At 58.0% G+C, this 24459-nt stretch carries 25 protein-coding genes and 1 tRNA gene; 12 read left to right on the top strand and 14 right to left on the bottom strand.

All coding sequences use genetic code 11. The features are described 5' to 3' along the window. The first annotated feature begins 194 nt into the window (after window positions 1–194). From EIY71_RS13570 to EIY71_RS13555, 4 genes are all read left to right on the top strand, one after another. On the top strand, window positions 195–1010 hold the full coding sequence (locus EIY71_RS13570; protein WP_134021991.1) for an FkbM family methyltransferase: 816 nt from the start codon (window positions 195–197) through the stop codon (window positions 1008–1010). A 76-nt stretch (window positions 1011–1086) separates the two neighbouring features. Further along, window positions 1087–1162, top strand: a tRNA-Thr gene (locus tag EIY71_RS13565). A 224-nt stretch (window positions 1163–1386) separates the two neighbouring features. Then, the gene (locus EIY71_RS13560) at window positions 1387–1926 is read left to right on the top strand and encodes a hypothetical protein (RefSeq protein ID WP_134021989.1); all 540 of its coding nucleotides are present in this window, start codon (window positions 1387–1389) and stop codon (window positions 1924–1926) included. A gap of 649 nt (window positions 1927–2575) precedes the next feature. After that, a complete protein-coding gene (locus EIY71_RS13555; protein WP_134021987.1) occupies window positions 2576–2923 on the top strand; it encodes a hypothetical protein in 348 nt (115 codons plus the stop codon). Between the two features lie 54 nt (window positions 2924–2977). Here the strand turns inward: EIY71_RS13555 and EIY71_RS13550 are convergent, their stop codons facing one another. Continuing rightward, window positions 2978–3223: a hypothetical protein gene (locus tag EIY71_RS13550; RefSeq protein WP_178083783.1), complete on the bottom strand. Its 246-nt coding sequence runs from the start codon at window positions 3221–3223 to the stop codon at window positions 2978–2980. A 337-nt stretch (window positions 3224–3560) separates the two neighbouring features. Here EIY71_RS13550 and EIY71_RS13545 point away from each other — a divergent pair, with 337 nt between their 5' ends. Beyond that, on the top strand, window positions 3561–4715 hold the full coding sequence (locus EIY71_RS13545; protein ID WP_134021985.1) for a PIN domain-containing protein: 1155 nt from the start codon (window positions 3561–3563) through the stop codon (window positions 4713–4715). Between the two features lie 166 nt (window positions 4716–4881). Here the strand turns inward: EIY71_RS13545 and EIY71_RS13540 are convergent, their stop codons facing one another. Then, window positions 4882–5307 (bottom strand): type II toxin-antitoxin system HicB family antitoxin, encoded by a 426-nt coding sequence (locus tag EIY71_RS13540; protein WP_134021983.1) that lies wholly within the window; start codon window positions 5305–5307, stop codon window positions 4882–4884. Between the two features lie 549 nt (window positions 5308–5856). Between EIY71_RS13540 and EIY71_RS13535 the strand changes: the two genes are divergently transcribed. Then, window positions 5857–6123, top strand: a complete 267-nt coding sequence (locus EIY71_RS13535) for a DUF3077 domain-containing protein (protein ID WP_085698038.1) — start codon at window positions 5857–5859, stop codon at window positions 6121–6123. Between the two features lie 58 nt (window positions 6124–6181). Here EIY71_RS13535 and EIY71_RS13530 read toward each other — a convergent pair whose 3' ends face one another. Genes EIY71_RS13530 through EIY71_RS13520 form a run of 3 tightly spaced genes read right to left on the bottom strand, consistent with a single transcriptional unit; the run spans window position 6182 to window position 7785 of the window. Next, a complete protein-coding gene (locus EIY71_RS13530; RefSeq protein ID WP_134021981.1) occupies window positions 6182–6892 on the bottom strand; it encodes an SDR family NAD(P)-dependent oxidoreductase in 711 nt (236 codons plus the stop codon). A gap of 33 nt (window positions 6893–6925) precedes the next feature. Continuing rightward, the gene (locus tag EIY71_RS13525) at window positions 6926–7570 is read right to left on the bottom strand and encodes a DsbA family oxidoreductase (RefSeq protein ID WP_134021979.1); all 645 of its coding nucleotides are present in this window, start codon (window positions 7568–7570) and stop codon (window positions 6926–6928) included. Continuing rightward, entirely contained in the window at window positions 7567–7785 is a 219-nt protein-coding gene (locus EIY71_RS13520; protein WP_007952610.1) for a 4-oxalocrotonate tautomerase family protein, read from the bottom strand. The genes EIY71_RS13525 and EIY71_RS13520 overlap by 4 nt, the downstream gene beginning before the upstream one ends. Before the next feature lie 379 nt (window positions 7786–8164). Here EIY71_RS13520 and EIY71_RS13515 point away from each other — a divergent pair, with 379 nt between their 5' ends. Further along, window positions 8165–9091: a LysR family transcriptional regulator gene (locus EIY71_RS13515; protein ID WP_085647967.1), complete on the top strand. Its 927-nt coding sequence runs from the start codon at window positions 8165–8167 to the stop codon at window positions 9089–9091. Here the strand turns inward: EIY71_RS13515 and EIY71_RS13510 are convergent. From EIY71_RS13510 to EIY71_RS13485, 6 genes are all read right to left on the bottom strand, one after another. Then, complete coding sequence (locus EIY71_RS13510; protein WP_007952614.1) at window positions 9008–9325, bottom strand: AzlD domain-containing protein; 318 nt, start codon at window positions 9323–9325, stop codon at window positions 9008–9010. The genes EIY71_RS13515 and EIY71_RS13510 overlap by 84 nt on opposite strands. Then, window positions 9304–10020, bottom strand: a complete 717-nt coding sequence (locus tag EIY71_RS13505; protein ID WP_085702720.1) for an AzlC family ABC transporter permease — start codon at window positions 10018–10020, stop codon at window positions 9304–9306. The genes EIY71_RS13510 and EIY71_RS13505 overlap by 22 nt, the downstream gene beginning before the upstream one ends. Then, window positions 10017–10394, bottom strand: a complete 378-nt coding sequence (locus tag EIY71_RS13500; protein WP_007952618.1) for a GNAT family N-acetyltransferase — start codon at window positions 10392–10394, stop codon at window positions 10017–10019. The genes EIY71_RS13505 and EIY71_RS13500 overlap by 4 nt, the downstream gene beginning before the upstream one ends. A 79-nt stretch (window positions 10395–10473) precedes the next feature. Then, window positions 10474–11220, bottom strand: a complete 747-nt coding sequence (locus EIY71_RS13495; RefSeq protein ID WP_085608635.1) for a 2OG-Fe dioxygenase family protein — start codon at window positions 11218–11220, stop codon at window positions 10474–10476. Window positions 11221–11453: 233 nt separating this feature from the next. Beyond that, window positions 11454–12758 carry an OprD family porin gene (locus tag EIY71_RS13490; RefSeq protein WP_085746362.1) on the bottom strand — a complete coding sequence of 435 codons (1305 nt, stop codon included), beginning with the start codon at window positions 12756–12758 and terminating at the stop codon, window positions 11454–11456. Window positions 12759–13057: 299 nt separating this feature from the next. Further along, on the bottom strand, window positions 13058–13726 hold the full coding sequence (locus tag EIY71_RS13485; RefSeq protein WP_085746361.1) for a DsbA family protein: 669 nt from the start codon (window positions 13724–13726) through the stop codon (window positions 13058–13060). A gap of 255 nt (window positions 13727–13981) precedes the next feature. Here EIY71_RS13485 and EIY71_RS13480 point away from each other — a divergent pair, with 255 nt between their 5' ends. Further along, window positions 13982–16072, top strand: coding sequence for a TonB-dependent siderophore receptor (locus tag EIY71_RS13480; RefSeq protein WP_134021977.1), 2091 nt, complete (start codon window positions 13982–13984; stop codon window positions 16070–16072). 64 nt (window positions 16073–16136) lie between these two features. Here the strand turns inward: EIY71_RS13480 and EIY71_RS13475 are convergent, their stop codons facing one another. The 3 genes from EIY71_RS13475 to EIY71_RS13465 all read right to left on the bottom strand — a co-directional run bounded on the left by EIY71_RS13475 (window position 16137) and on the right by EIY71_RS13465 (window position 20792). Then, window positions 16137–16349, bottom strand: a complete 213-nt coding sequence (locus EIY71_RS13475) for a hypothetical protein (RefSeq protein ID WP_102687846.1) — start codon at window positions 16347–16349, stop codon at window positions 16137–16139. Between the two features lie 245 nt (window positions 16350–16594). Continuing rightward, window positions 16595–17701, bottom strand: coding sequence for an agmatine deiminase (aguA, locus tag EIY71_RS13470; RefSeq protein WP_134021975.1), 1107 nt, complete (start codon window positions 17699–17701; stop codon window positions 16595–16597). A 178-nt stretch (window positions 17702–17879) separates the two neighbouring features. Continuing rightward, the gene (locus EIY71_RS13465; protein ID WP_134021973.1) at window positions 17880–20792 is read right to left on the bottom strand and encodes an aminotransferase; all 2913 of its coding nucleotides are present in this window, start codon (window positions 20790–20792) and stop codon (window positions 17880–17882) included. A 272-nt stretch (window positions 20793–21064) separates the two neighbouring features. Between EIY71_RS13465 and rfbB the strand changes: the two genes are divergently transcribed. The 4 genes from rfbB to rfbD are packed head-to-tail and all read left to right on the top strand — an operon-like array spanning window position 21065 to window position 24430. Further along, on the top strand, window positions 21065–22150 hold the full coding sequence (gene rfbB / locus EIY71_RS13460) for a dTDP-glucose 4,6-dehydratase (protein WP_129973499.1): 1086 nt from the start codon (window positions 21065–21067) through the stop codon (window positions 22148–22150). Beyond that, window positions 22147–23022 (top strand): glucose-1-phosphate thymidylyltransferase RfbA, encoded by an 876-nt coding sequence (gene rfbA, locus EIY71_RS13455; protein ID WP_129973500.1) that lies wholly within the window; start codon window positions 22147–22149, stop codon window positions 23020–23022. The genes rfbB and rfbA overlap by 4 nt, the downstream gene beginning before the upstream one ends. Further along, window positions 23019–23564 (top strand): dTDP-4-dehydrorhamnose 3,5-epimerase, encoded by a 546-nt coding sequence (rfbC, locus tag EIY71_RS13450; RefSeq protein WP_085746355.1) that lies wholly within the window; start codon window positions 23019–23021, stop codon window positions 23562–23564. The genes rfbA and rfbC overlap by 4 nt, the downstream gene beginning before the upstream one ends. Next, window positions 23561–24430, top strand: coding sequence for a dTDP-4-dehydrorhamnose reductase (gene rfbD / locus EIY71_RS13445; RefSeq protein WP_102687841.1), 870 nt, complete (start codon window positions 23561–23563; stop codon window positions 24428–24430). Before rfbC ends, rfbD begins: the two co-directional genes overlap by 4 nt. Window positions 24431–24459 lie beyond the last annotated feature (29 nt).

Genomic DNA, 24459 nt, shown 5'->3' with positions numbered 1-24459 from the left:
TCCACAAAAACCTGCCTAAGCCCGCCCTCTTCAAAGCCTGTTGTGCATAAGCCCTCGACCAAAAGGACATAACCGCCGAATCGCGGACGCCGGCAGCGGGCAATTGCGCCTGCCATCCGCCCTTGCTATACAGACCTGTGCCGTGCAGGTAGCGCGCACCCGAACAAGAAAAATCTGACCGACAGGAAGCGACCGTGACGTTCATTTCTTACGCACAGAATTTCGAGGACGTTCGCCTCTGGCGCGCCCTGCAGTATTTTGAAAACGGTTTTTACATCGACGTCGGCGCCAATGACCCGATCCACGACTCGGTCACCAAGGCCTTCTACGATCGCGGCTGGCAGGGCATCAACGTCGAACCGATGCAGAACTACTACGACGCCCTCCGCCAGCATCGCCCCCGCGACACCACGCTGCAATGCGTGGCCAGCGACCAGCCGGGCGAACTGACTTTCTACGGCATTCCCGACACCGGCCTGTCCACCGCTGACCCGGTCGTCGCGCAAGAACGCAAAAACCTTGGCATGGACGTGCAAAGCCTGACCGTCAACGCACGCACACTGACTTCGATCTGCGAAGAACACGCCGCCGAGCGGCCGATCCACTTCCTGAAAATCGACGTCGAGGGCCACGAAGAAACCGTCCTGCGCGGCATGGACTTCAGCCGCTTCCGCCCCTGGATCATCCTCATCGAAACCCCATGGGAACGCGACCACACCTGGGAACACCTGGTGACCGACGCCGGCTACACCAACGTCCTGTTCGACGGCCTCAACAGCTTCTTCCTAGCCAACGAACACATCAACCTCAAACCCGCGTTCGACCTGCCACCGTGCAACCTCGACAACTTCCAGCTGTGCAAAGGCCACAACCTCGCCCACCCGGTAAACCCGGCACTGGAAACCGCCCTGCAACGCGCCGAACAAGCCGAAGCCCAACTGCGCGCCATGCAAAACAGCCGCGCCTGGCGCGCTGTACAAAAACTGCGCAACGTCCTGCGCCGGGCGTGATTCGCAGACGGCGCAAAAATAGTCTGAATTCAGGGGTTTACAGAAGCACCCGAGTCGCTATAATCGTCGCCCACACGCCGGTATAGCTCAGATGGTAGAGCAACTGACTTGTAATCAGTAGGTCCCGGGTTCGATTCCTGGTGCCGGCACCATACAAAACAAAGCCCCTGCAGAAATGCAGGGGCTTTGTTGTTTCTGGGGTTTGGGGAAAACTCTCACTGCAATGGGAGAGGTTTGTGCGCATAGCATAATCACTACGCGCTCGCTCCTCTGTCGAAGCGCAACGCGGACAGTGATTGAAAAATAGATCTGTCACCTTTTCTGAAATACGGCGCATGGCCGATTCCATACGAGCAAAACAAGGACAGAACAACTGATGCAGGAATCCAAACAACAGATTGAGCAGTTCGTCAAAAACACCGTCACCGCGATCGGCTTGTTGTTTAAATCGGAGCTCTACGGACAGACGAAGATCCTTATGTATTCCGCCATCGACACGATGGGTTTGCTGGACGCTCCGGCAGGTCAGGAGAAGGCTAGCGGCGAAACATTTAAGGCATGGGTTAGAAAATACATTTTGGCAAATACAAAGCTGCCATTCTCGGACGTTGATCTATGGGCAGCTCGATGCGCAGTACTGCATACCTTTACTACTGCATCCGATCTGTCCAACGGAGGAAAAGCGAAAGAGATCATCTTCTTCGTTGGCCAAGCTGATAGCCCGATGATGAAGGCGTTTCATGCTGCCACTCTCGACGTGGGCAAAGACACGCATGTTCCCGCAGTATTTAGCGACTTCTTGGACGCGTTTCTCGAAGGAATCGAAAGGTTCATGGGCGATCTCATTGCGAACTGTGAAAAGGATTCTGCCTATTCGCGTCGTCTGGGCAAGATCATCCAAACCCATATGGTGTGAATCATTTTGCGAGGCCCCGTCTGTGACGGGGCTTTTTTTCGCCTGGACGAAAGCAATCATGCGCGACTGTATACGTGGGCGCACGCCTCACGCGGGGCGTGTGCGGTTTTCAAGTCGGAGGGGGTTCAACAAAATGGTAGCGGCGGTCACGAGCTTTTGAGACGCTTAGCAAGACCACGATCAATTGAATAAAGGTAATTTAATAGTAACTACGGAGTAACCACATTACCTTTATAAGAGTTAGTTACTTAATATTGACAACCCTTATAAATCAACGACTTGAGATCAAATTATCAAATTAGTTACCCCCGATTACGCATATAAGGCAATCAGAAAAATCTAAAAAAAGGGTTGAGCCAGATAATCACCGCGATGACTTCGGTTACCCGTTCCCCAGAATAGACCCTTTACCTGACCTCGCAGAAAGCTGCACTGCATGCGCTTGGGTGCATGATTCTGCAAGTTTTTTAACCCACTGACATCCCCTTCAAAGCCAACGGCGCACGGGGCCTTCACCGCACTCATGCAGGTGCATATTTAGTGGCACGAAAGGCGCGCAGGCGTGGCGGGGTAACAAGTCCGCGCGCCGGGTGCAGATCACCACACAATGTGGAAAGATGAGCACACGTGTATTAATCGGGAGTACGGGATGTCTGATCAGGAAGCGGTAGATAACAGCGTGTTGTTCCAGGCACTCGACAACGACCCAGAGGCGATCGAGTTCAGGGAGCTGTGGATGCTATGGGCGAGTGGGAACAAGCAGAGGACGCTCGTTGATGGCTACTACAGTGGCAAGTCGTTGATCACTCGCGCGCGGTATCAGGAATGCGAGGAAGCGCTGATGCAGTTGAAACAGCTGGAGAACATTTTGATCAGGCTTGCTGCACCATTGAAAGGAGCGTCCCGAAAGGCCGCTCAGATCATTATTCAAACTGCTGTTCGCCAGCAGGCAGAAAGCCGTCAAAAACTCAAAGATATATCCGGCTGGATTAGCTGAGGGTAAGGCGCTGTGACCAGCGCCTCAACGGCTTCATTTATCTGCTAATGCCATTTAGTAAGGCTTGAAAGTAACCACCTCTTCGCCGAACCATTGGTTCAGTTCCTTGAAGCGCTCCTGCAGCGGCACGACCTCGTGGTGGTAAAAGACCTGAACTGCTTTGCCCGCGTCACCGCACCCGCCAGTGTTGTTCGGGATGATGCCCATCAGCTGCGGGGGCACGCGGTGCGCCGCCATGATGTCATCGCGGGTCACGTTCTTGATGTTGAGCCACAGTTCTGTAACACGTTTTGGACGCATTGGCAGCACCAACGTTTCTCTGGGGCAGTTAACTGCTAGAGCGGTGCTGGTCGTATCGCTACCGCTTGATCCAAATGGGTGTCTGGCACGACTTGTTCGTAGCCAATGAAGAGGAAACGGGTTCGACGGGTTCAACCGATCAGGTTGAGTTGGAGAGCAATCCCTGCGGTTGAAAACTGCAGGGCGCGGCGGCTTTTACCTTGACTCGAGACCGGCTAATGGGTGTCACCTTTTCTCAAGATGATAGACGTTTACGACCTAAGCTTGCCCGTTGTGTCGCCTTCCGCTGATTAATGGCTGCACAGTTATCCTAACGATTGTTTTCAGGAGCTATTCAATGCCAGAAGGAAAGCCAACCCCAGGGCAGCTGTGGAATGGTGACATTAGTTTTTTTTCCATAGATACCGATGTCATTCAGGGCGCTAAGTACAACTTCGAAGAGGGAGCCCTGAACCAGCTACATACTCAGCTTCCTAAAAGCATGGAACTGCAATTGACTGAAGTAGTGGCCAGCGAAGTAGTCAAGCACTTGATGGCTCCAGTGTTGAAATCCATCCAGGAAATTCAAAGCGGCGCCGCAAGCCTAAAGCGCAAAACAGACATACCGATCGATCAAATCACCGACACATTGAAAGGACTTGCTCCTGAGCAGTCGGCACGGGCGTACTTTCGCAAGCGCGTGGAGGATTACGCAGAAAAGTGTCGTGGAGGAATTTTGCCAATGGAAGGGGACGGAATCTTAAGCGAGCTTTTTCGCCGATACTTCGCTTCAGAGGCCCCCTTCGAGCTGAATGCGGCAAAGAAATCGGAGTTTCCTGACGCCGCAGCACTCTTGGTTCTTGAGACGTACGCTGTGGAAAATGATGCGGTAGGAATCGTCATCTCTAACGACGGTGGCTGGTCTGATTTTGCAAACCAATCTGACTATCTGTATTGCATCAAGACATTGGACGAACTGACTGCGTTGTTTACAGCGTCTGGCGAAGTGGCTTCAACGATTCATGCTGCAATTCGATCGGCTATCGAAGACCGCTCATCATCTCTACGATCAGAGTTGAATGACGCACTCAAAGACCACGTAGACAATGCTTCATGGGATGTGGGGGAAATTCACTCCGACACCGGTGCTCGTGTAGAGGCGGAAGTGTGGGACGTTAAGCTTCTCGACCATGACTTGGACATTGACGACACCTCGATCTGGAACGACGAAGAAGATCCGTCCACTTGGCTTGTGGAAGTCACGGTAAAAGTAAAGGTAGACGTCCGAACCAGTTTCACCACTTACGTATGGGACTCCATTGACAGGGAAGAATTGGCTCTCAGTTCAAATCTGGCTGACGTCGAAGAAGAAATAGAGGTATCAGCATATTTAACATGTCTGGACGTGCTACCGGATTCTGCTCCTCACCACTGGAACGTCCAGATAGAGATTGCATCTGGTGCCTACAGCATTGATGTGGGTGAGGTAAGTGCATTTCCTTGGGAGGATTAGTCTAGGCCCATGTAACAAAATACTTACTAACTATTTGATTTATATATTGAAAGTATCTTCCTTGTAATCAGTAGCCCGGGGTCGATTCCTGGTGCTGGCACCAGAACAAAAATCCGCCGGCAACGATAACTGCCGGGGGCTTTTCTCCATCATTCGGTTGTGAAACCTACGCAGCCTTAACCGAAAGCAAAATCCGGCGCCCAAGCTGCTGCAGTGCACGCTCGACATTCTCGATCTTGGAGTGATGCAGGAAATCGACAATTCGATCTACCTGGGGTCGTTGCACCCCCAAGCGACGTGCAAGTTCAGCCTTGCTGACTCCAGACTCCAAAAGCGTATTCCAGAGCCCAACCTTCGCAGCAGTCAGTACAGGCAGACGCAATACCGCGTCACTTTCCTGCTTTCCCGCATCACCTGTCGGAATCAATCGGCGATCATCTACGTAAATCGACAATGCCGTTTCCATCGCATCAATCGCGCCGTCTAGCGCTTCCTCAAGGGTGTCGCCAGCGGCATGCATCTCTGGAATTTCTGCGCAGGACAACCAGACACTGCTCGGCTCCTCGTGGACTTCCAACGCATATTCGAACATCGCGTTTCCTCTCCTCATGGGGTACAAACTCAGCCTCACCCTTGTGGCCTAGCTGCATCGCCGAAACTCGATGTCGCTTATGCGCATCACGCGCTATTTCGGCAGAGCGACCGTGCAACATATTTGTTGCCCATGCAACATAAGTGTTGCATGCGAGTATGTCGGCCTCCTCGCCACCACCTGGCCACGATTGCGCCCAACCCTCCCCCACGCTACCGTCAAACCCGTCGCTGCCAATTCAGCGACCGGGCCTGATAACCCGAGTAATATGTAGGCGCTTCAGCGCCCCAATCACGTTTGCCGGCGTTTTTTTATGCCTGCGCATTCGTGCAATGGCGGCTGTGCGTGGGAGACCTTCGGGTCTGCCGGTTTCCTACATTTCCGGTTTATCAGCCTGCGTACAGCTGCCACCCATTCGCCTGATAACGAATGCGGCAGCTTCAATGCAATGTAGGAGTCTGAACATGCCAGCTATCGTAAGATCCACAATTTCGCCCCTCGCTACACCGGTCATCCCTGCCAACCTCCCAGACAACAGTAGGTGAAGCCATGACCAATCCCCACGATCTGAAAACCCTCGGCCTCACCCATTTCTCCTTCCAGTCCAACCACGCACTGTTCCGCACCAACCCCGGCGTCCCGGTCGTCACCGCCCTCTCCCACGCATCCCACCTACTGCACATTTCCAAACTGCTCACATCAGATACTTCTGCCGCCAACGACCCGGAACTCCACGCCTGCGCCTCGCAATACTTGCAGGAGTTGAGCAAGGCGCTGGTCGATGACGCGGTCAAAGTGCTGAGTCCGGATCCATAAACCGTCGCCCATAAAAAAGCCCTCGCATCGCTGCAAGGGCTTTGTGTTACCGGATCAATCAGTGCCCTGCGCTCTGCCCGCCATCCACATGCAGAATCTCGCCAGTCACAAAGTTCGCGTTATCGAGGTACACCACCGCCTGCGCAATGTCGTCGATTTCGCCCATGTGTCCAACCGGATGCAGCGCGCCCAGTGCCTCATGGGTTTCCTCGCCGTGCATCGGCGTTTTGATGATGCCCGGCGATACCGCGTTCACCCGTATTCCGCGTTTGGCGTATTCGATGGCCAAGGATTTGGTGGCGGCGTTGAGGCCGCCCTTGGTCAGGGAAGCGAGGACCGAAGGCACGCCGTCGATGGCGTGGTCGACCAGGCTGGTGGTGATGTTGACCACGTGGCCCTTGCCCTGTTTTTCCATCTCGGCGATGGCCAGTTGGGTGATGTAGAAGAAGCCGTTGAGGTTGACCGACAGCACCCCCGCGTAGTCTTCCGGGGTGTAGGCGGTGAACGGTTTGGCGACGAAGATGCCGGCGTTGTTGACCAGGGTGTCGATGCGGCCGAAGCGTGCCACGCCTTCGCTGATCACCCGTTGAGCGGTGGCCGGGTCGCCGATGTCGCCGGCGATGGTCAGGATCTGCGGGTCGTTCGACGGCTTGATCGAGCGCGAGGTGGCGACGATGTTGTAGCCCAGTTCACGGAAGGCCTTGACCATGCCTTCGCCCAGACCTTGAGAGGCGCCAGTGATAACGACGGTTTTTTTCGAGTTGCTCATGATGAAATCCTCAATCAATAAGTAGGTGTTGAATCAGGCCGCAGCCAGTTGTTTCAGCATTTGTTCGTAGTACTCGACCGATTGCGAACCGGAAACCAGGTGCTTGCCGTTCAGGATCAGCGCGGGCACCGAGTTGATCCCGTGCTGCCGGTAGAACGCCTGCAGTTGCCGTACTTCGCTGGCGAATTCGTCGTTGACCAGCACCTTGCGGGCCCTCGCTGCATCCAGTCCCGCTTCGGTCGCCAGACGGATCAGCGTCGGGTGATCGTTGGGGTTGTCGCCGTCGCGGAAGTAAGCGCGCAGCAGGATCTTTTTCAGCGCGATCTGCCGCCCTTCCTGCGCCGCCCACATCAGCAATCGATGAGCATCGAAGGTGTTGTGAAAGTGGGTGCGTTTCTCCAGGTCGAACTCGAAACCGATGGCTTTGCCGCGTTCGATCTGCATCTTCTTGCCGGCGGCGACGTCTTCGGCGGTGCGGCCGTATTTGCGCATCAGGTGCTGCACGGCCGGTTCGCCTTCGGCGGGCATGTCCGGGTTGAGTTCGAAGGGCTTGTAGGTCAGCTCCACCGAAATCTCGCCGGCCAGATTGCCGATCGCCTGCTCCAGCGCTGTCGCCCCGAGTGCGCACCAGGGGCACACCACGTCGGAGACGAAATCGATGGTCACGGTCGGGGTCATGACTGACCCCGTTCCGCCAGCTGTCGGCGGTACTCGGTGGTAGTGATGCCGGCGTAGCCCCAGTTATCGGTGTCGACTTCTTCGATCACGATGTGGGTCAGGTCCGGGCGTTTGTTGAGGACGCGTTCCAGGGTTTCAGTGATTTCGGCGATCACCTGAGCTTTCTGCTCACGGGTAACGCCGTCGCGGGTGATGCGTACGCTGACAAATGGCATGACGACTACTCCAGTGACCTGCCCTCGGGATGATGGTCAGGTGTTGGAGCTCAATTTAGGCGTGTGCCGGGAGGGGAAAAAGTAGGGGTGGGGTACTTCATTTGTGAGGTGGTGTAATGAATAGCCTGTAAAAATCGCGCCAAAAATCCTTTGGAAAAACCCGCAGACGCACCCAAACCGTGCACTTTTTTTGACCCCAATCACCCCCACGTCACCAAAAAACCCGATCCTGTGTCAGCCTCCAGCCATCGGCGGGGACATCAATTCGCTACTAATTGCGCGACAACTATGCTCAGGTACAGGAATATAGCCGGCAAATGGCGCCGTTCAGGCCGTCACGTACACAACAATACCCAGCCCACTTCAGAGGGCATTACCCATGGATAGCAGAACCTTACGCAACCTCATGCGCATCGTGCAGACCGGCTCGTTGTCGGCCGCAGCCGAGCATTCGTGCCTGACCGTGCAGGCCCTGGCCGCACAGTTGAACAAGGTCGAAGAGCAGTTCGGTTTCCGCTTGTTTAGACGATCCAACAAGGGGCTGACGCTGACGCCGCAAGGCACCGAGCTGACGCCTTATATGGACAGAGTGCTGATTGCCACGCGGCAGATGGAAGAGAAAGTCGAAGCATTGAAGGTGCCGGGACAACGCACATTGAAAGTGGCGTTGAACACCACGCTGGACCCGGATTTCAACCGACGATTGATCGGGCGCCTGATCGAGGTGTTTCCCGATTACCAGATGGAATTCAGCTACGCCGAGTCGATGGAAAACCTCAGCAAGCTGAAGAACGAGGACTTCGACCTTGCGGTGTTGATCGGCCCGCAGCGTCCGGGTCTGCCGAGCATTGTCCTGCCTGAAGTGCAGGTGCAGGTGGTCGGCGCGCACTGTGGTCAGGAGAACGATCCGCTGACGTTGCTCGGCAACAAGTTTCAGGTGCGTCCCGCAGAAGATTGTCCGTATTCCCACAGCTTTTTGCGTTTTCTCGACGCAGGGCTGGGCAATCACGAGAACAGTCAGCGGACGATCTACTCCTGCAGCGAAACGCTGACTTTGTCGCTCATCACCCAGATGGACGCGGTCGGCATGGTCTCCCGCGAGGCCGCGCAGAAAAACGGCCTGACGATTTTCCCCGGGTTCGAGGATTTCCTCGAAGTGCGCCTGGCGGTGAACAACCCGGATCTGTCCGGCCAGGCGTTGAACGACGTGGTCGATCTGCCGCTACATGAACGAGCCGAGCGCAATGTACGCAGCCGTCCCAACCGCCACACTGAGAAAGAGGTTTTTGCTGAAATACGCACATAACAGCGTCGGAATCGCGGCATAGAATTCCGGGCGATCGAGCTGTATGTGCTGATCCTTGATCAACAAGGGTGTCAGGCTGATCGCAGCGACGATCGCCACCGGCAAGTATTCCAGCGCCCGGGCGACGAAGGGCGGCCAGTGCTCGGTGTTGACCTGCAGCGGCAAGGCCCGTGGCAGGAAGGTCACGGCCATCATCAGCGCGACCACCAGAATCAGGAACGTTTGGTCAGGCATACACCCACTCCGCAGCCCACAAACGTGGCGATGAAAACGTTGAATGGCGAGCTGCCCACCAGACTCAGTGCGCCCATGCAGACCACTGCAGCCATAGCGGCGATGAGTTTGTTGCGGGTATTGCAGAGCGAAACCAGCACGTAGAGCATCATCGCGGTCAGCGCGTAGTCGAGCTGGTATTTGATCAGGTGCGACGCGTACTGCGCACACAGGGCGCCGAGCAATCCGCCGATCACCCAGGAGGTGTGGCAGAACAGGTTGAAGCCGATCAGATAGCGAATGTTCACCGGCGCACCAGTGCCCAGTTTGACGCTGTGGAAGGCGAACGATTCATCGGTCAGACCGCCGGCGTAGCACCAACGCTCCATGCGGCTCAGGCCCAGCGCCCGCAGGGCCTTCGCCATGTAGACCGACATCAGCATGTGCCGCGCGTTGATCAGAAACGTGGTCAGCACGATGGTGGTCAGCGATGCCCCGCTGCTGATCAGCGCCAGCGCCGCGAATTGCGAAGCCCCGGCATACACGAACAGACACATGGCCACCGGCAGCCACAGCGGTAGCCCGGCGTTGACGGCCATCAGCCCGAACACGAACGACACGGTGAAGTAACCGGCCACCACCGGGCTGGCTTCGGCAAAGGTGCGCGATGGCTGACGGTCGACCATCAGCGGCGCACTGCCGGATGTTTCATTCATAGATCCCTCTCAAATGTCCGCTCGCCGTGAGGTTCGCAAAAACCCTGGGCCGTCCAGAAACGCTTGCCCGCGAGGTTAGCATCGTCGACGAACAGAAACATCCGCAGCACACCGACCCGTTTCATGTCGGCCGACGCCGCTTCCACCAGCCGCTGGCCGACACCCTGGCTGCGATAGCGCAGGCTGACCGCCAGATGGTTGATCGTGCCGCGACTGCCCAGCATGCCGCCCAGTACCGCACCGACGATCTCGCCTTCGACGTCGAAGGCGAGATAGGCCGTGGTGGTTTTCTGGATCAACACGCCGCGCAGGCATTTGGCGTCCTGCCATTCACAGAACGACACTTCGTCGAACTGGCGGAAGAAGCGCTCCATGCGCTGCGCGTCCTTGGCCGTTGCGCGCCGCAGCACCACCGGCGTCGAGCATTCGACGCCGTCGATTGGGGTGATCTGATTAGCGAACAATGTCGAAAGCGGTCCCGGGCCGCGAGAAGGAAATCGCCAGGATCTGCCGGTACGCCATGGCATGGGTATGGGTATTGCGCGCCGGGGTCACGTAGTGGCGCATGTCGCGGTCGAGGAAGTAGGTGGTGTCGAGGATTTCCTGGTAGGTGGTCGACGCCAGTTGATGCTCGTGGATGTCGTACAGACGACTCTCGGCACCCTCGACATTGTTGCGGCCCCAGAAGTGCACGCCGCTGAACGGATAACCGTCGCAGTGAATCCCTTCCGGGGTGATTTCCAGTTGTTTGCCGGGTTTGATCTCGATGCGGATCTGATGGATCTGGCACTGCCAGATTTCATCGTGCAGCTCTTCCGGCAACACGCTTTTGTACACTTCAAAATCGGTGTCGATCAGGCTGCGCATTACCGGCGAGCTGATGACTTCGTCCGAGAAGTCCTGGAAGTGCCGCACCACGCCGCCCACATAGCTGTTGTTGGCCTTGGACTGCACGTACGCGCGATGTTCCAGTTGCTTCAGTTCGCGAGTCTTGGGGTTGTACTCAAAGTCGCTGTAACGACGGTAACGCATGCCGGCTTCGGCCTGACCGTAGTAACTGTCAGGCTCCATGTTTTCCCAACTTTTGGTCAGTCTGACGAAGTCGGCGAAATGACCGTAGAGATTGAAGTCAGCACCCTGCACATTGGCGTACTTGTCGCGCCGTAGCGATTCGCCCACTTCTCTGGTTAAAACGATCATTACCAAATTCTCCGCTGCATTGAGCGGCCTAATCTATTAGGTGGAGAATTTGCGTCCATGAGAAAGAATTTCAGGCATTTAAAGCCCTGTTTGAAACGCGATTTGAAACGGCTTGAAAGTGCATTTCAAATGACAAAAACACGGGTTTTTATGCTGTTTTTTCAAAAAGCGTCAAAAAAAAACCCCGAACCAGTCGGGGTTTTTCTGTCGCGTTTCGCGGGTTCAACCGATCATCAGAAGATGTTGATCGGGTAGTCCACGAACACACGCAGTTCGTTGCCGCTGACGTTGTATTCGCTGGATTTCTGCGAAACACGCAGGATCGAGCTGCGCAGCTTGATGCTCAGATCTTTGGCCGGGCCACTTTGCACGACGTACTTGAACTGGTTGAAGATCTCACGCTCGGTGCCGCCTTCGCTGGTGGACGTGGTGATGTTGTCGCCACGCACGTACGCGAAGTTGTAGCTCAGACCCGGTACGCCGAATGCGCTGAAGTCCAGGCCGTAGCCCAACTGCCAGCTGCGCTCGTCTTCAGCGTTGAAGTCGGACCAGTAGGAGTTGGCCAGGTAGATGGTGTTGCCACCGTCCCCGACACGATGTTGATCTTTCTGGTAGCCGCCGTAGGCGTAGCCCAGGTTACTGTCGCCGGTGGAACGCTGGTGCGCCACGGTGAACGAGTGCGGACCAGTGGCGAAGGTTGCTGCCAGGCTCCAGATTTTGTTGTCGTCACCAGTGACGATACTTTTACCCGGTACAGTGTTCTCGCGGATGTAGGAGTCTTCCAGCTTGGTGCGGTAGCCGTTGAAGTCCAGGGTCAGGGACTGATCCTTGTTGAACGGCAACACGTAGTTGGCGTTCACGTATTGCTTCTTCAGCACGTCTTCGACGTCGGAAGCGTACAGCGCGCCCTTGAAGTTTTCGGTGAACTGGTAGCTGCCGCCCAACACGTTGATCGACTTCAGACCACCGCTGTCACGGCCTTCATCGCTCTTGCGCGATTCCGCGGTGAAACGGCCAGCATCCAGCTGCAGACCTTTGATCTCTTTGGAAGTGATCAAGGTACCGGTGTAGCTCTCTGGGAGCAGACGGGAGTTGTCGTAGTTCAGCACCGGCAGGGCCGGCATCTGGTCACCGTAGGTCAGCACGGTGTTGGAGAAACGGAATTTGACTGCCGCGCCGCCCTTGGCCAGATCGTCAGCCGGGTTGCCGTTGTTGTCTTGCTTGAAAAAGTCGATACCGCCGGCGCCGCTGCGGCCCTTGCCGCCGTCCAGACGCAGCGCGTACAGACCGAACGCGTCCACACCCACACCGACGGTGCCCTGGGTGAAACCGGACGAGAACGTACCGATGGCCGCTTGGCCCCACTCGGCTTTATCGTCGTTACCGTTTTTGTAATCACGATTGATGTAGGCATTGCGCAGCAGCACTTTGAGGCTGCTGTCTTCCACAAAACCCTTGGACTCGGCCTGGTCGTTAGCCATGGCCGAAGTGGCACTCAACATCCCCAGTGCGATCAGACTGATTCGCTTGTTCAACATTTTGTTTTCCTTATTACGGGTTGAAACGCGCTGTGTCGAACGGCTGAAACGGCGCTTATTGCACTCTTTTATTCACCCCGAAACAAAAAGACCCGCTCAAGACAATGTCATGGCGGGCCTGCTCCTAATTTTGAGTCATGGCGGTTAGCCACAGGCGTTGGGCCGAATCGTAGCCGCGCCCTCAACAATGTGTCAATTTCAAGAATCGTCTTTAAATAGGCGAAAAACGTCTAAAAAAAGTAAATTTTGCGATGGCTTCGTGCACGGAATTGCTCGCAGTCAGGGATTTTGATGCGGGATTACGCGCAACCATCTAGGCCACAGACCTGCAAGGTTTCAGTCCCTGGCGCAGGCGTAAACGACTCACTCAACCATTGGGCGAAGGCTTCTGGCTTGCCCAGCCACGGCCCGATATCTACCAGTGTGAACTGACCGTCCTGTTCCAGTGCGAAAGTTGGAAAACCCTGCCCACCCAGTTTTGCCAACAGGGCACGGCTGTTCTTTATATGTTGTTCGGTGTCGACGGACTTCACGGCGTTCAAGAACATATCGGCGTTGTAGCCCTGCTCTACCGCGTATTCCACAAGCACACTTTCGTCGGCAATTCGCCGCCCTTCGACATAGTGCGCAGTCTGCAAACGGCCAAGCAGCTCCAGGCCACGACCGTCGATTTTTTCCGCTGCCATCACAGCGGCAATCGGTGGTGCCGAATCAAACACCGCCGAGTGATCGCGCAACAGGCCTTCGAAATAAGCTTCGCCGAAGGGCTGACCGGTGTATTCGGCAATGCGTCGGTCGTGAGGCATCACGTAATTGCGCAGTTGCGGTGAAACGTTCTGGCGGTTGGCGCCGGTCATCATGCCGCCGGCGTGGGCGATCACGGGCAGCACTTGCTGGGCGGCCTGCACCAGTGGTTTGGCGCCATAGCACCAGCCGCACAGCGGGTCGTAGATGTAATGAAGAGTCATCGGAAAGCTCCGCTCAGAAGGTGGGAAAAACGATGTCGGCACATTAGTCCCTCGGTCGTTGCGGAAAAACGCCGGAATGGCTTTCAGTCTGTTTCGGCAATCGGTCAAATGCGCTTGTTGTCCGCTCCGACACAAACATGAAATAAATTGACACAATCAAACCACGGAACCTTTCAGGAATAATTAACGGGAGTAAATGCAAAGCATTACCATTCGCGCGCTCGAATTCTTTCACCCTTTCGGATGCGCTTTTCAATGCCTGCCCCGTTCCGTCTCACGCCCGTCACGCTTGGGCTTTCTGCCTTTTTGTCCTCCGGTTTCGCTTACTCCGCGACCGAGCTTCCCGCCACGTCGATCAGCGCAGAAGCGCAGGTTGATGATCCGCGCGTAAAGGTCAGCAACACCGCGACCCGCACCTCCACCCCGGTGCGTTACGTGCCGCAGGCGATCGATTCGATCAAGACCGCCAATGTCGCGGATTACGGCATCAATGACATCGAAGATGCCCTGAGCGGTATTCCCAACGTCAGCAGCGGCGGCGACACGCGCTTCGACAGCCTGCGCATCCGCGGCTTCGACGCCAGCAACGACTTCTATCTGGACGGCATCCGCGACGACAGCCAGTACAAGCGCGACCTGCACAACATCGAACGCGTCGAAGTGCTCAAGGGCCCCGCCGCTGTGTTGTATGGCCGTGGCAGCCAGGGCGGGATCGTCAACCGCGTCAGCAAGGCACCCGAATTCGGTCGCCGCTCGACCATCGAGGCCCAGGGTGGCAGCGAAGACCTGCGCAGCCTGTACGCCGATCTCAGCACTGACCCGAGCGACAACATCAGCCTGCGCCTGAACATGGGCAACATGGACGAAAACAGCTTCCGCGACGGCGTCAGCGGCAATCGCCAGCTGTTTGCACCGTCGATGAGCTGGCAGCTCACGCCTGACCTGAACTGGCTGGTGCAATACGAATACAGCCGCTACAACCGCACGCCGGATCGCGGCATTCCCGGGGTCGGTGGACGTCCGGCAGATGTCGGCCGGGACACGACCTACGGCAACGATCACGATTTCATCGACGACAAAACGCAATCCCTGCGCTCGAAACTGGCTTATGAAATCAACGACAACTGGCAGCTGCGCCACACGCTCGGTGTGTTCAAGCTCGACAGCGATTTCGACAACACCTACCTCACCGGTTACACCCCGGCGACGCAGAAGGTCACCCGCCAGCACTGGCAGCAGGACCTGACCACCCGTAACGTGTTCAACAACGTTGAGCTGGAAGGCGGATTCGAAACTTTCGGCCTCGAGCACCGCCTGCTGACCGGCCTCGAAACCGGCAGCCAGCGCCGCGACCCGACGCTCTACAACGCCGCCACGTCCGGGCGCGGCAGTTCCGCCGTGCCGTCGCTGGATCTGTACAACCCCAACCGCGACCTGCGCCACACCGGGCGCATGCAGGTGTCGAGCAGCAGCCACACCGAAGTCGAAAGCCGCGCGGTCTATGTTCAGGATCAACTGCGCCTGAACGATCAATGGCAATTGCTGGCCGGCCTGCGCTACGACACCTTCGATATCGAGTCGACCAACAAGCTGCGCAACATCTCCGAAGACCGTGACAGCCACAGTACCAGCCCGCGTTTCGGCGTGGTCTGGACGCCGCTGCAGAATCATTCGTTCTACGCCTCGTGGACCAAGACTTTCTCGCCGGTAGGCGGTGGTCTGATCGGTATCACCCCGGGCGCGGCCGGTAACACCAATGACCTGAGCCCGGAGCTGACCAAGCAGAAAGAAATCGGCGTGAAGAGCGACTGGCTCGACGATCGCCTGAGCACCACCCTCGCCGTCTATGAGCTGGAACTCTACAACCGCCGCACCACCGATCCGAACGACCCGACCCTGACCGTGCTCAGCGGTCTGCAACGCTCGCGCGGGATCGAGCTGACCGGTACCGGCAAGATCGTCGGCAACTGGTATGTGCGCGGTGGTGTCGGCGTGCAGGACGCGACCATCGAGAAGGACAACAACGGCCTGGAAGGCAAACGCGTGAACAACGTGGCCAAGCGCAACGGCAGCCTGTTCCTGACCTGGAAACCGGAAATGGGCTGGTACGCCGAAACCGGCCTGACCCTGGTCGGCCAGCGTTATGCCGACAACGCCAACACCACCGTGCTGCCGGGGTATGGCCGTTGGGACGCACTGGTCGGCTACCGCCACAAGGACTGGGACCTGCGCGGGGCCCTGAACAATATCACCGACCGCGAGTATTACTCGTCGGCCACCAGCGCGTTCCAGATCCAGCCGGGCGCACCGCGCAGCCTGGTAGTCACCGGCACCTACAGCTTCTGATTCGCGCCCATAAAAAAAGCGCTGCCATCCCGGCAGCGCTTTTTACAATCCTTGTTTGTTCTTCTTATCCTTCCATCACATCCCACAGTGCTTCCAGTTCGGCCTCGCTGAACAGGCCAGCGGGGTAACGCTCGATCATCATCCGGCGCGGATCAGGTTCCCTGATCTGACGCGTTCCATTGGACTTCAACCAGTGCGCGACAATCTGGAGCGACTCACTATTTACCGTCATGGGATGCAACGTCCGCTCGCTGATTACGTTCACTTCGGCGTTCATTTCAGCGCTCTCTCCCCGTTCGTGAGCGGCTACGTTATCCAAGGTTTATGACAGAACTGTTGAAGTTCTCCCCCCTCCCTAGTGCGTAATGAGCGATACAAGAGCTATGCCAACGTCATGAAATAGTCGACCAGCGGACATAAAGAAACCCGCAGTCCTGACGGGCTGCGGGTTTCTCTTCAAGCGTGGGCAACGAATGACTGACCGGTCGATTTTTCAATCAACTCAAGCTGTTACATCCGCACTCACTCTTTGTGCGGCGCGGGTTGCTGTTGGGTAAGGCAGTGAATGTTGCCGCCGCCCAGTAACAGTTCGCGGCCCGGCACCATCACCACTTCATGTTGCGGGAACAGGTTCTGCAGGATCTCCCGCGCCGGCGCGTCCATCGGATCGTCGAAGCTCGGCGCGATGATGCCGCCGTTGACGATCAGGAAGTTCACGTAGGAACCGGCCAGACGCACGCTCGGGTTACGTTCCTGAGTGCCGTCCACCGGATCCACGCCCGCGCACTCTTCTTCGGTGGCAAACAGCGGCCCCGGAATCGGCATCTTGTGCACCGTGAACGGGCGGCCCTTGGCGTCGGTGCTGCTTTCCAGCACTTTCATCGCGGCCTGGCAGCGCGGGTAGTTCGGATCCTGCGGATCGTCGGTCCACGCCAGCAGCACTTCGCCCGGACGCACGTAGCAGCAGAAGTTATCCACATGGCCGTCGGTTTCGTCGTTGAACAGGCCATCCGGCAGCCAGATGATCTTGTCCACCGACAGGTTTTCGCTGAGCACCGCTTCGATCTCTTCGCGACGCAGGTGAGGGTTGCGATTGCGGTTGAGCAGACATTCTTCGGTGGTGATCAGGGTGCCTTCGCCGTCGACGTGAATCGAGCCGCCTTCGAGCACGAAGCCTTCGGTGCGATAGCGCGGGCTGCGCTCGATTTCGAGGATCTTGCCGCCGACCTGAGAATCACGGTTCCACGGCGAATACAGGCCGCCGTCAAAACCACCCCAGGCGTTGAAGTCCCAGTTCACGCCGCGCACTTCGCCGCTGTTGTTGATCACGAAGGTCGGACCACTGTCGCGAACCCAGGCGTCATCGCTGGACATCTCGACCACGCGGATATTCGGCACGTCGAGGCGAGCGCGAGCGTTTTCGTACTGGCCGGCGGAGACCGCCACGGTGACCGGTTCGAAACGCGCGATGGCCTTGGCCACGGCGGCGTGAGCGGCCTGCGCCGGCTTGCCGCCCAGACGCCAGTTGTCCGGACGCTCGGGCCAGATCATCCAGGTCTGGGTTTGCGGTGCCCATTCGGCCGGCATGTAGAAGCCATCGGCGCGTGGTGTGCTTTTCAATGTGGTCATGTCGATCAGACTCCAGGGAACCGTCGAGGGTTTTCAACACGCCGTACAGGGTTGGACGACGGACTATGGCGACTTTATAAACGATAAATATCGGCTTTAGAAGCCATAAATAAAAAACAATCTCGTTTTAACCAGGCAAATACCGATACAAATCGGTATTTGCCGGTTCCGGATCGCCTCAGAGCCCTTCTTCCAGCACCTTCGCCAGCATGTCGACAAAGAAATCCACGCTCTGACGCGAGGTGACCATCGGGGGTTTGATCTTCAGGACGTTCAGATAATCGCCGGTTGGCTGCATGAAAATCCCCAGCTCCCGCAGGCGATCACACAACCGCGTGGTTTCCTCGGTCGCCGGTTCCAGGGTTTCCCGATTGCGGATCAGCTCGACCCCCAGATAGAACCCGGAACCGTGCACCGCGCCGACCAACGGATATTGATCGATCAACGCCTCCAGCCGGGCCTTGAAATGAGCGCCGACCACCTGGGCGTTTTCCCAGAGTTTTTCTTCTTCCATGACGTCGAGCACCGCCATGCCGATCTGGCAGCTCACCGGACTGCCGCCAGCGGACGAGAAGAAATAGCCCTCGGCCTCCAGCGCCTCGGCGATTTCCCGGCGGGTGATCACCGCGCCCAGCGGCTGGCCGTTGCCCATGCCTTTGGCCATGGTGATGATGTCCGGCACCACGCCTTGCTCTTCGAAGCCCCAGAAGAAGTGGCCCATGCGCCCGTAACCGACCTGCACCTCATCGGCGATGCACACGCCGCCCCGGGCGCGCACCAGTTCATAGACTTTCTTGAGGTAGCCCGGCGGTAGCGAGATCCCGCCCGCATTGCCGTAGACCGGCTCGCAGATGAACCCGGCGAGTTGGCGTTTCTGCTCGTCGATCTTCGCCAGATGATGTTCGACACTGCGCACATAATCCGGCGCCGAATCCGGGCCGCGAAATTCGCCGCGATAGGTGTTGGGCGCGGTCACCGCATGCACCCAGTCCGGGCGACTGCTCAGGGCCTTCGGGTTATCGGCAATCGAGGTCGACACTGCGTCCGCGCCCACCGTCCAGCCGTGATAGGCCTCCAGCACGCTGATCATGTCGCGCCCACCGCTGGCGGCCCACGCCAGGCGGATCGCCAGATCGTTAGCCTCGCTGCCGCTGTTGACCAGGAACACCCGATCCATGCCCTCCGGCGCCAGTTTCAGCAAGCGCTCGGAAAACTCGGCGACCGCCGCATAGTTGAATCGCGAGTTGGTATTGAGCAGCGACCACTGCCGGCTCGCGACCGCCGCCATGCGCGGGTGACCGTGGCCGAGCACCGCGACGTTGTTGAGCATGTCGAGGTAGGAACGGCCCTGCATGTCGATCAGGTGATTGCGCCAGCCGCGCTCGATGCGCGGCGGGTCGACGTAATAGTGCTTTTGGGTGCGGGCAAAACTGGCGTCGCGGCGCGCAAGCAAGGTAGCTGCGTCCAGCTCGGGTTCGGCGTCGCAGGCCAGGCCCAGCAGTGCGGCCGGCGAGGGGGACAACGCCTGCCACGCCAACGCGCGTGATGGTGTACAGAACAGCGGCGCTTCCAGCTGTGCGCCGCGAATCAATTGCACGATCAAGGGACCGTCCACCGAACCCAGTACCTGGCCTTTGACCAGCGCTGCGTCACTGTGCAATGAAGGTTTCACGCCCAACAAGCGCAGGCTCAGTTGCGAACCATCGAGTCGCAGCGCGCCGTCGGCCGACAGGTGAAGTACGCCAGCAAACGGCGCTTCCACCGTCGAACCCTGGGGCACATGCAATTCAACGTGCAGCGGGAATGTCTCTGGCTCATCGGTGCTGTCGGGCCGGGTGCGCGACAACCGGTATTGCCCGTATCGACTGGCCGCCAGACCGTGGATGGCCGCTGCTTCACTCAACAGGCGCTGATCGATGCCAGGCTGCTCCCAATTGCCCGCCTCGAAGTGCGCGCTCAACACACCCAGATCGATCAACGCGAATTCGCGCCCGACCAGACCGGGCAACAACGGCGCAAAGCCTTCACTGTCGATGGTCGGCAATGTCTGGCCGACCGCCGTGAGAATCGCAGCCTCCATCAAGGCCAGAGGCACAGAGGTGGCGACCCGGAAGATCTCCCACTCGTGGTTCAGATTATCGCGGCTGTAGGTATTGCCCGGATCGATGCTGACCTGTTGCTCGCCACTGAGCACCAGCACCGCCGCCCGCGCCACAATCAGCGGCCACAGCGCCAGAAGCTCTTCGTGTTGCAGCGGATTGACCGCGTGATAGGCCTGCACGGCCGGCAGAATCACGAACGGATCGCCGGCGGCATGATGCAGCAGCGCGGCGCAGGTGACCGACAGATCGGTGATGCGCCAGGTGCGCACCAGATCGCCAAAATCGATGACGCCCTGCAACTGCCAGTGCCGTCGGGCGTCACGCTGCCAGACCACGTTGTCGTCGGTGATGTCCATGTGGATCGCCTGCACCGGCAGCTTTTCCAGCAGCGGCTGCAAACGAAGTCTGGCCTGTTCGGCAGCCTCGGCGATCAGCGCGCGTTGGCGCTGGTCCTCGATCACCGGCAGCAAATGCTCGATCAGGGCGCTGGCGTGGCGTGCATCCCACTGCAATGTACGCTCGAGCCCCGGATGGTCGAACCCGGCCAGGGCCAGATCCATTTCGCCGCAGAGCCGGCCGAAACCGGCGACGACATCGTGGCCAAGGTGATCGAGAGCTGTCAGCGGCTGGCCCTCGATGTAATCGAGCAGACGTACATGCACCGCTTCGCCGCCGATCTCCAGCGACAACAGGTCCTGGCCGTCGTTGGCCGGGATCACCCGAGGAACCTGCACAGCGCCATGATCGGCCAGGTACCTCAGCCCCGCGTGCTGGGCCTGCAGTTCCACCAGCGAATAGTCGCCCCGGCAGATCTTCAGCACGAATCGCCCGCGTTCGCTGTCCACGCGATAATTGAGGTCCTGCTGGCTGCCCAGCGCCTGCAACTTGCCGCTCAGCCCGTAATGCTGCGTCAGAACCTGCAAGGCCTGCTCTGCAGTGACCTGTGGGCCCGGAAGACTGGCGCGATGAATCAACGTGGCGAACGACATGGAACGACCCCTGAAATTTTATTAGGCGCCTATATCGCCACTGCACCGATGGATAATCAACCCCCCGTAAACCCCGCGCCGATCACTGCCCTGTTTCACTCGGCCGCCGCTGCTCCATTGGATGGAGTGCGCCCGGCTTCCGTACGTCGAATACCCGCCGGCACAGAGCTGCGCGGACAAAATACCGCGGGCAACCCTCTTGTGCCGCCACTCCCCTGCCGACAAGCTATGCTCCACTCGCTTTAACGTCTTACGGAAAAAGGCCAACCTGCATGCGTATTCTCGTCACCGGTGGTGCCGGCTTCATTGGCTCCGCACTGGTTCGCCACCTGATTTGCAACACGGCTCACGATGTGTTGAACCTCGACAAACTGACTTACGCCGGCAATCTCGAATCGCTTACGAGCATCGCCGACAACAGCCGTTACGAATTTGTGCAAGCCGATATCGTCGATCAGTCCACAGTGAGCACCCTGCTCAAGCGCTTCCAGCCTCATGCGATCATGCATCTGGCTGCCGAATCCCATGTCGACCGATCCATCGATGGGCCGTCGGACTTCATTCAGACCAATATCGTCGGTACTTACAGCCTGCTGGAAGCGGCCCGTGCCTACTGGCAGGGCCTGGCCGAGCCGGAAAAAAGTGCCTTCCGCTTTCACCATATATCGACCGACGAGGTCTACGGCGACCTGCATGGCGTCGACGATCTGTTCACCGAAACAACTCCCTACGCCCCCAGCTCGCCCTATTCCGCAAGCAAGGCGGCGTCCGATCATCTTGTCCGGGCGTGGCACCGCACTTATGGCCTGCCCGTCCTGCTGACCAATTGCTCGAACAATTACGGGCCCTACCACTTTCCGGAAAAGCTGATCCCGCTGGTGATCCTCAACGCACTGGCCGGCAAGCCACTGCCGGTGTATGGCAACGGTCAGCAAGTCCGTGACTGGCTGTTCGTCGACGATCATGCCCGGGCGCTGTTGAAAGTGGTCACCGAAGGCGCGGTGGGTGAAACCTACAATATTGGCGGACACAACGAACAAAAGAACATTGAGGTGGTGCACGCCATCTGCTCATTGCTCGAAGAGTTGGCACCGAACAACAAGCCTCAGGGCTTCGCTCGATTCGCTGACCTGATCACTTTCGTCAAGGACCGTCCCGGTCACGACCTGCGTTACGCCATTGACGCCGGCAAGATCGAACGCGAACTGGGTTGGGTCCCTGAAGAAACGTTCGAGACCGGCCTGCGCAAAACCGTTCAGTGGTATCTGGACAATCTTCAATGGTGCCGACGCGTTCAGGACGGCAGCTATCAGGGCGAACGCCTGGGTTCCACCGACATCAAGGATCTGCTCGCATGATGAAGGGCATAGTTCTCGCCGGAGGCTCCGGCACACGATTGCATCCAATCACGCTCGGCGTATCCAAACAGCTGTTGCCGGTCTACGACAAACCGATGATCTATTACCCGATCTCGGTGCTGATGCTGGCCGGGATCAAGGACATCCTGATCATCTCCACCCCGCAGGATCTTCCGCAATACCGCAACCTGCTGGGCGATGGAAGCCAGTTCGGGGTCTCGTTCAGCTATGCCGAGCAGCCATCCCCCGACGGACTGGCCCAGGCCTTTCTGATCGGCGAGCAGTTCATTGGTAATGATCCGGTGTGCCTGATTCTCGGCGACAACATTTTCCACGGCCAATCCTTCAGCGAACAGTTGAAGAAAGCCGCCCGCAAACCTCAAGGCGCAACAGTGTTCGGCTATTGGGTCAAGGATCCAGAGCGCTTCGGCGTGATCGACTTCGACAGCGAAGGGCGCGCCCTGTCCATCGAAGAGAAACCCGCAAAGCCCAAGTCCAGCTACGCGGTGACGGGTCTGTACTTCTACGATAACGACGTGATCAGGATCGCCAAGGCAGTCAAACCATCGCAGCGTGGCGAACTGGAAATCACCGACGTCAACAACGCGTATTTGCAGCGTGGCGATCTGCAGGTCGAGCGTTTCGGACGCGGGTTCGCCTGGCTCGACACCGGTACTCACGACAGCCTGCTTGAAGCCTCCCAGTATGTGCAGACCATCGAACACCGCCAGGGCCTCAAAGTCGCGTGCCTGGAAGAGATTGCCTATCTGAACAGGTGGATCAGCCGCGAACATCTGCTCGAGCGCGCGCAGTACTTCGGCAAGACCGGCTATGGCCAGTACCTGTATTCGATTGCCGGAGAAAACCAATGAACGTGATCGAAACCGATCTGCCCGGCGTCATGGTCATCGAACCCAAAGTGTTTGGTGACGAACGCGGCTTTTTCTACGAGAGCTTCAATGCCAAGGCGTTTGCCGAAGCGACGGGCGTGAATGCGCAGTTCGTACAGGACAACCATTCGCGCTCGCAGAAAGGCGTATTGCGTGGTCTGCACTATCAGTTGGAAAACACCCAGGGGAAACTGGTGCGAGTGACCGTCGGTGAAGTGCTCGACGTTGTCGTGGATATCCGGCGCAGCTCGCCGCACTTCGGCAAATCGCTCACCCTGCGCCTGTCGGCAGACAATCGTCGCCAACTCTGGATACCCGAAGGCTTCGCCCACGGTTTTGTCGTGCTGAGCGAGGTTGCCGAATTTCTCTACAAGACCACCGACTATTACACGCCGTCTGCCGAGCGATGTATTCGCTGGGACGACCCGACGCTGGACATCGACTGGCAACTCGAATCTGCTCCGCAGCTCTCGGCCAAGGATCAGAACGGTAAAAGCCTGAACGAGGCTGACCTGTTCCCATGAAAATCCTCATCTGTGGACAGCAGGGTCAGGTCTCGAAAGAGCTGCAGTTGCGCCTGGCCGATACAGGCGATCTGATCGTGCTCGGGCGTGACCGGCTTGACCTGGCTCAGCCCGCGCAAATCCGCCAGCAGGTCAGACAGATCGCTCCCGATCTGATTATCAACGCTGCGGCCCATACTGCAGTCGACCAGGCAGAAAGCGAGCCCGAGCTGGCTTTCGCCATCAATGCGACAGGGCCCGGTGTCTTGGCCGAGGAAGCGGCACGGCTTGGTGCCCCGCTGATTCATTACTCCACCGATTACGTCTTTGACGGCAGCCAGCCAGAGCCCTACAACGAATCCGATGTACCAGCCCCTCTGAGTGTCTATGGCAAAAGCAAGCTGGCAGGCGAGCAAGCCATCGCCGACGTTCAGGGGCAACACCTGATTCTGCGAACCAGTTGGGTCTACTCCACCCATGGCCGGAACTTCCTGTTGACCATGCAGCGATTGCTCCAGGAAAAACCACAATTGCGGGTCGTCGCCGATCAGGTTGGAGCCCCCACCTGGGCGGGCACCATTGCCCAGAGCACCCTGGCACTCATCGAACGCTGGCAGTCAGGGCAACCCGGGGCCTGGGGCACCTACCACCTGACGGCCGGCGGGCATACCTCGTGGTTGGGTTTCGCCCAGGCTATTGGCGCAGCGCTGCGTGAACAGGGCAAACCGTGCGCAGAACTGATACCGATCCCTTCCAGCGACTATCCGACGCCTGCTGCACGTCCCTTGAATTCGCGTCTGGACTGCAGTCGCCTGCAGCGTGAGTGGGGCGTCAGTCTGCCGGACTGGCAAACCGCGCTGCACGAGTGTCTTGCCGGGCAAGCCTAGGCATAATGCGCCTGTACCCACAGGCGCCC

Origin of the sequence: Pseudomonas sp. CH235, assembly GCF_004368175.1 — a bacterium.
GTDB classification, from domain to species: domain Bacteria; phylum Pseudomonadota; class Gammaproteobacteria; order Pseudomonadales; family Pseudomonadaceae; genus Aquipseudomonas; species Aquipseudomonas paraglycinae.
Note: the sequence above shows the minus strand (reverse complement) of the source record. Positions and strands in the feature narration are given on the sequence as shown.

Bases quoted from the DNA above. Each gene is read 5' to 3' on its own strand.
- EIY71_RS13560 (WP_134021989.1), top strand. From the start codon at position 1,387: ATGCAGGAATCCAAACAACAGATTGAGCAGTTCGTCAAAAACACCGTC.
- EIY71_RS13555 (WP_134021987.1), top strand. From the start codon at position 2,576: ATGTCTGATCAGGAAGCGGTAGATAACAGCGTGTTGTTCCAGGCACTC.
- EIY71_RS13550 (WP_178083783.1), bottom strand. From the start codon at position 3,223: ATGCGTCCAAAACGTGTTACAGAACTGTGGCTCAACATCAAGAACGTG.
- EIY71_RS13545 (WP_134021985.1), top strand. From the start codon at position 3,561: ATGCCAGAAGGAAAGCCAACCCCAGGGCAGCTGTGGAATGGTGACATT.
- EIY71_RS13540 (WP_134021983.1), bottom strand. From the start codon at position 5,307: ATGTTCGAATATGCGTTGGAAGTCCACGAGGAGCCGAGCAGTGTCTGG.
- EIY71_RS13535 (WP_085698038.1), top strand. From the start codon at position 5,857: ATGACCAATCCCCACGATCTGAAAACCCTCGGCCTCACCCATTTCTCC.
- EIY71_RS13530 (WP_134021981.1), bottom strand. From the start codon at position 6,892: ATGAGCAACTCGAAAAAAACCGTCGTTATCACTGGCGCCTCTCAAGGT.
- EIY71_RS13525 (WP_134021979.1), bottom strand. From the start codon at position 7,570: ATGACCCCGACCGTGACCATCGATTTCGTCTCCGACGTGGTGTGCCCC.
- EIY71_RS13520 (WP_007952610.1), bottom strand. From the start codon at position 7,785: ATGCCATTTGTCAGCGTACGCATCACCCGCGACGGCGTTACCCGTGAG.
- EIY71_RS13515 (WP_085647967.1), top strand. From the start codon at position 8,165: ATGGATAGCAGAACCTTACGCAACCTCATGCGCATCGTGCAGACCGGC.
- EIY71_RS13510 (WP_007952614.1), bottom strand. From the start codon at position 9,325: ATGCCTGACCAAACGTTCCTGATTCTGGTGGTCGCGCTGATGATGGCC.
- EIY71_RS13505 (WP_085702720.1), bottom strand. From the start codon at position 10,020: ATGAATGAAACATCCGGCAGTGCGCCGCTGATGGTCGACCGTCAGCCA.
- EIY71_RS13500 (WP_007952618.1), bottom strand. From the start codon at position 10,394: ATGGAGCGCTTCTTCCGCCAGTTCGACGAAGTGTCGTTCTGTGAATGG.
- EIY71_RS13495 (WP_085608635.1), bottom strand. From the start codon at position 11,220: ATGATCGTTTTAACCAGAGAAGTGGGCGAATCGCTACGGCGCGACAAG.
- EIY71_RS13490 (WP_085746362.1), bottom strand. From the start codon at position 12,758: ATGTTGAACAAGCGAATCAGTCTGATCGCACTGGGGATGTTGAGTGCC.
- EIY71_RS13485 (WP_085746361.1), bottom strand. From the start codon at position 13,726: ATGACTCTTCATTACATCTACGACCCGCTGTGCGGCTGGTGCTATGGC.
- EIY71_RS13480 (WP_134021977.1), top strand. From the start codon at position 13,982: ATGCCTGCCCCGTTCCGTCTCACGCCCGTCACGCTTGGGCTTTCTGCC.
- EIY71_RS13475 (WP_102687846.1), bottom strand. From the start codon at position 16,349: ATGAACGCCGAAGTGAACGTAATCAGCGAGCGGACGTTGCATCCCATG.
- aguA (WP_134021975.1), bottom strand. From the start codon at position 17,701: ATGACCACATTGAAAAGCACACCACGCGCCGATGGCTTCTACATGCCG.
- EIY71_RS13465 (WP_134021973.1), bottom strand. From the start codon at position 20,792: ATGTCGTTCGCCACGTTGATTCATCGCGCCAGTCTTCCGGGCCCACAG.
- rfbB (WP_129973499.1), top strand. From the start codon at position 21,065: ATGCGTATTCTCGTCACCGGTGGTGCCGGCTTCATTGGCTCCGCACTG.
- rfbA (WP_129973500.1), top strand. From the start codon at position 22,147: ATGATGAAGGGCATAGTTCTCGCCGGAGGCTCCGGCACACGATTGCAT.
- rfbC (WP_085746355.1), top strand. From the start codon at position 23,019: ATGAACGTGATCGAAACCGATCTGCCCGGCGTCATGGTCATCGAACCC.
- rfbD (WP_102687841.1), top strand. From the start codon at position 23,561: ATGAAAATCCTCATCTGTGGACAGCAGGGTCAGGTCTCGAAAGAGCTG.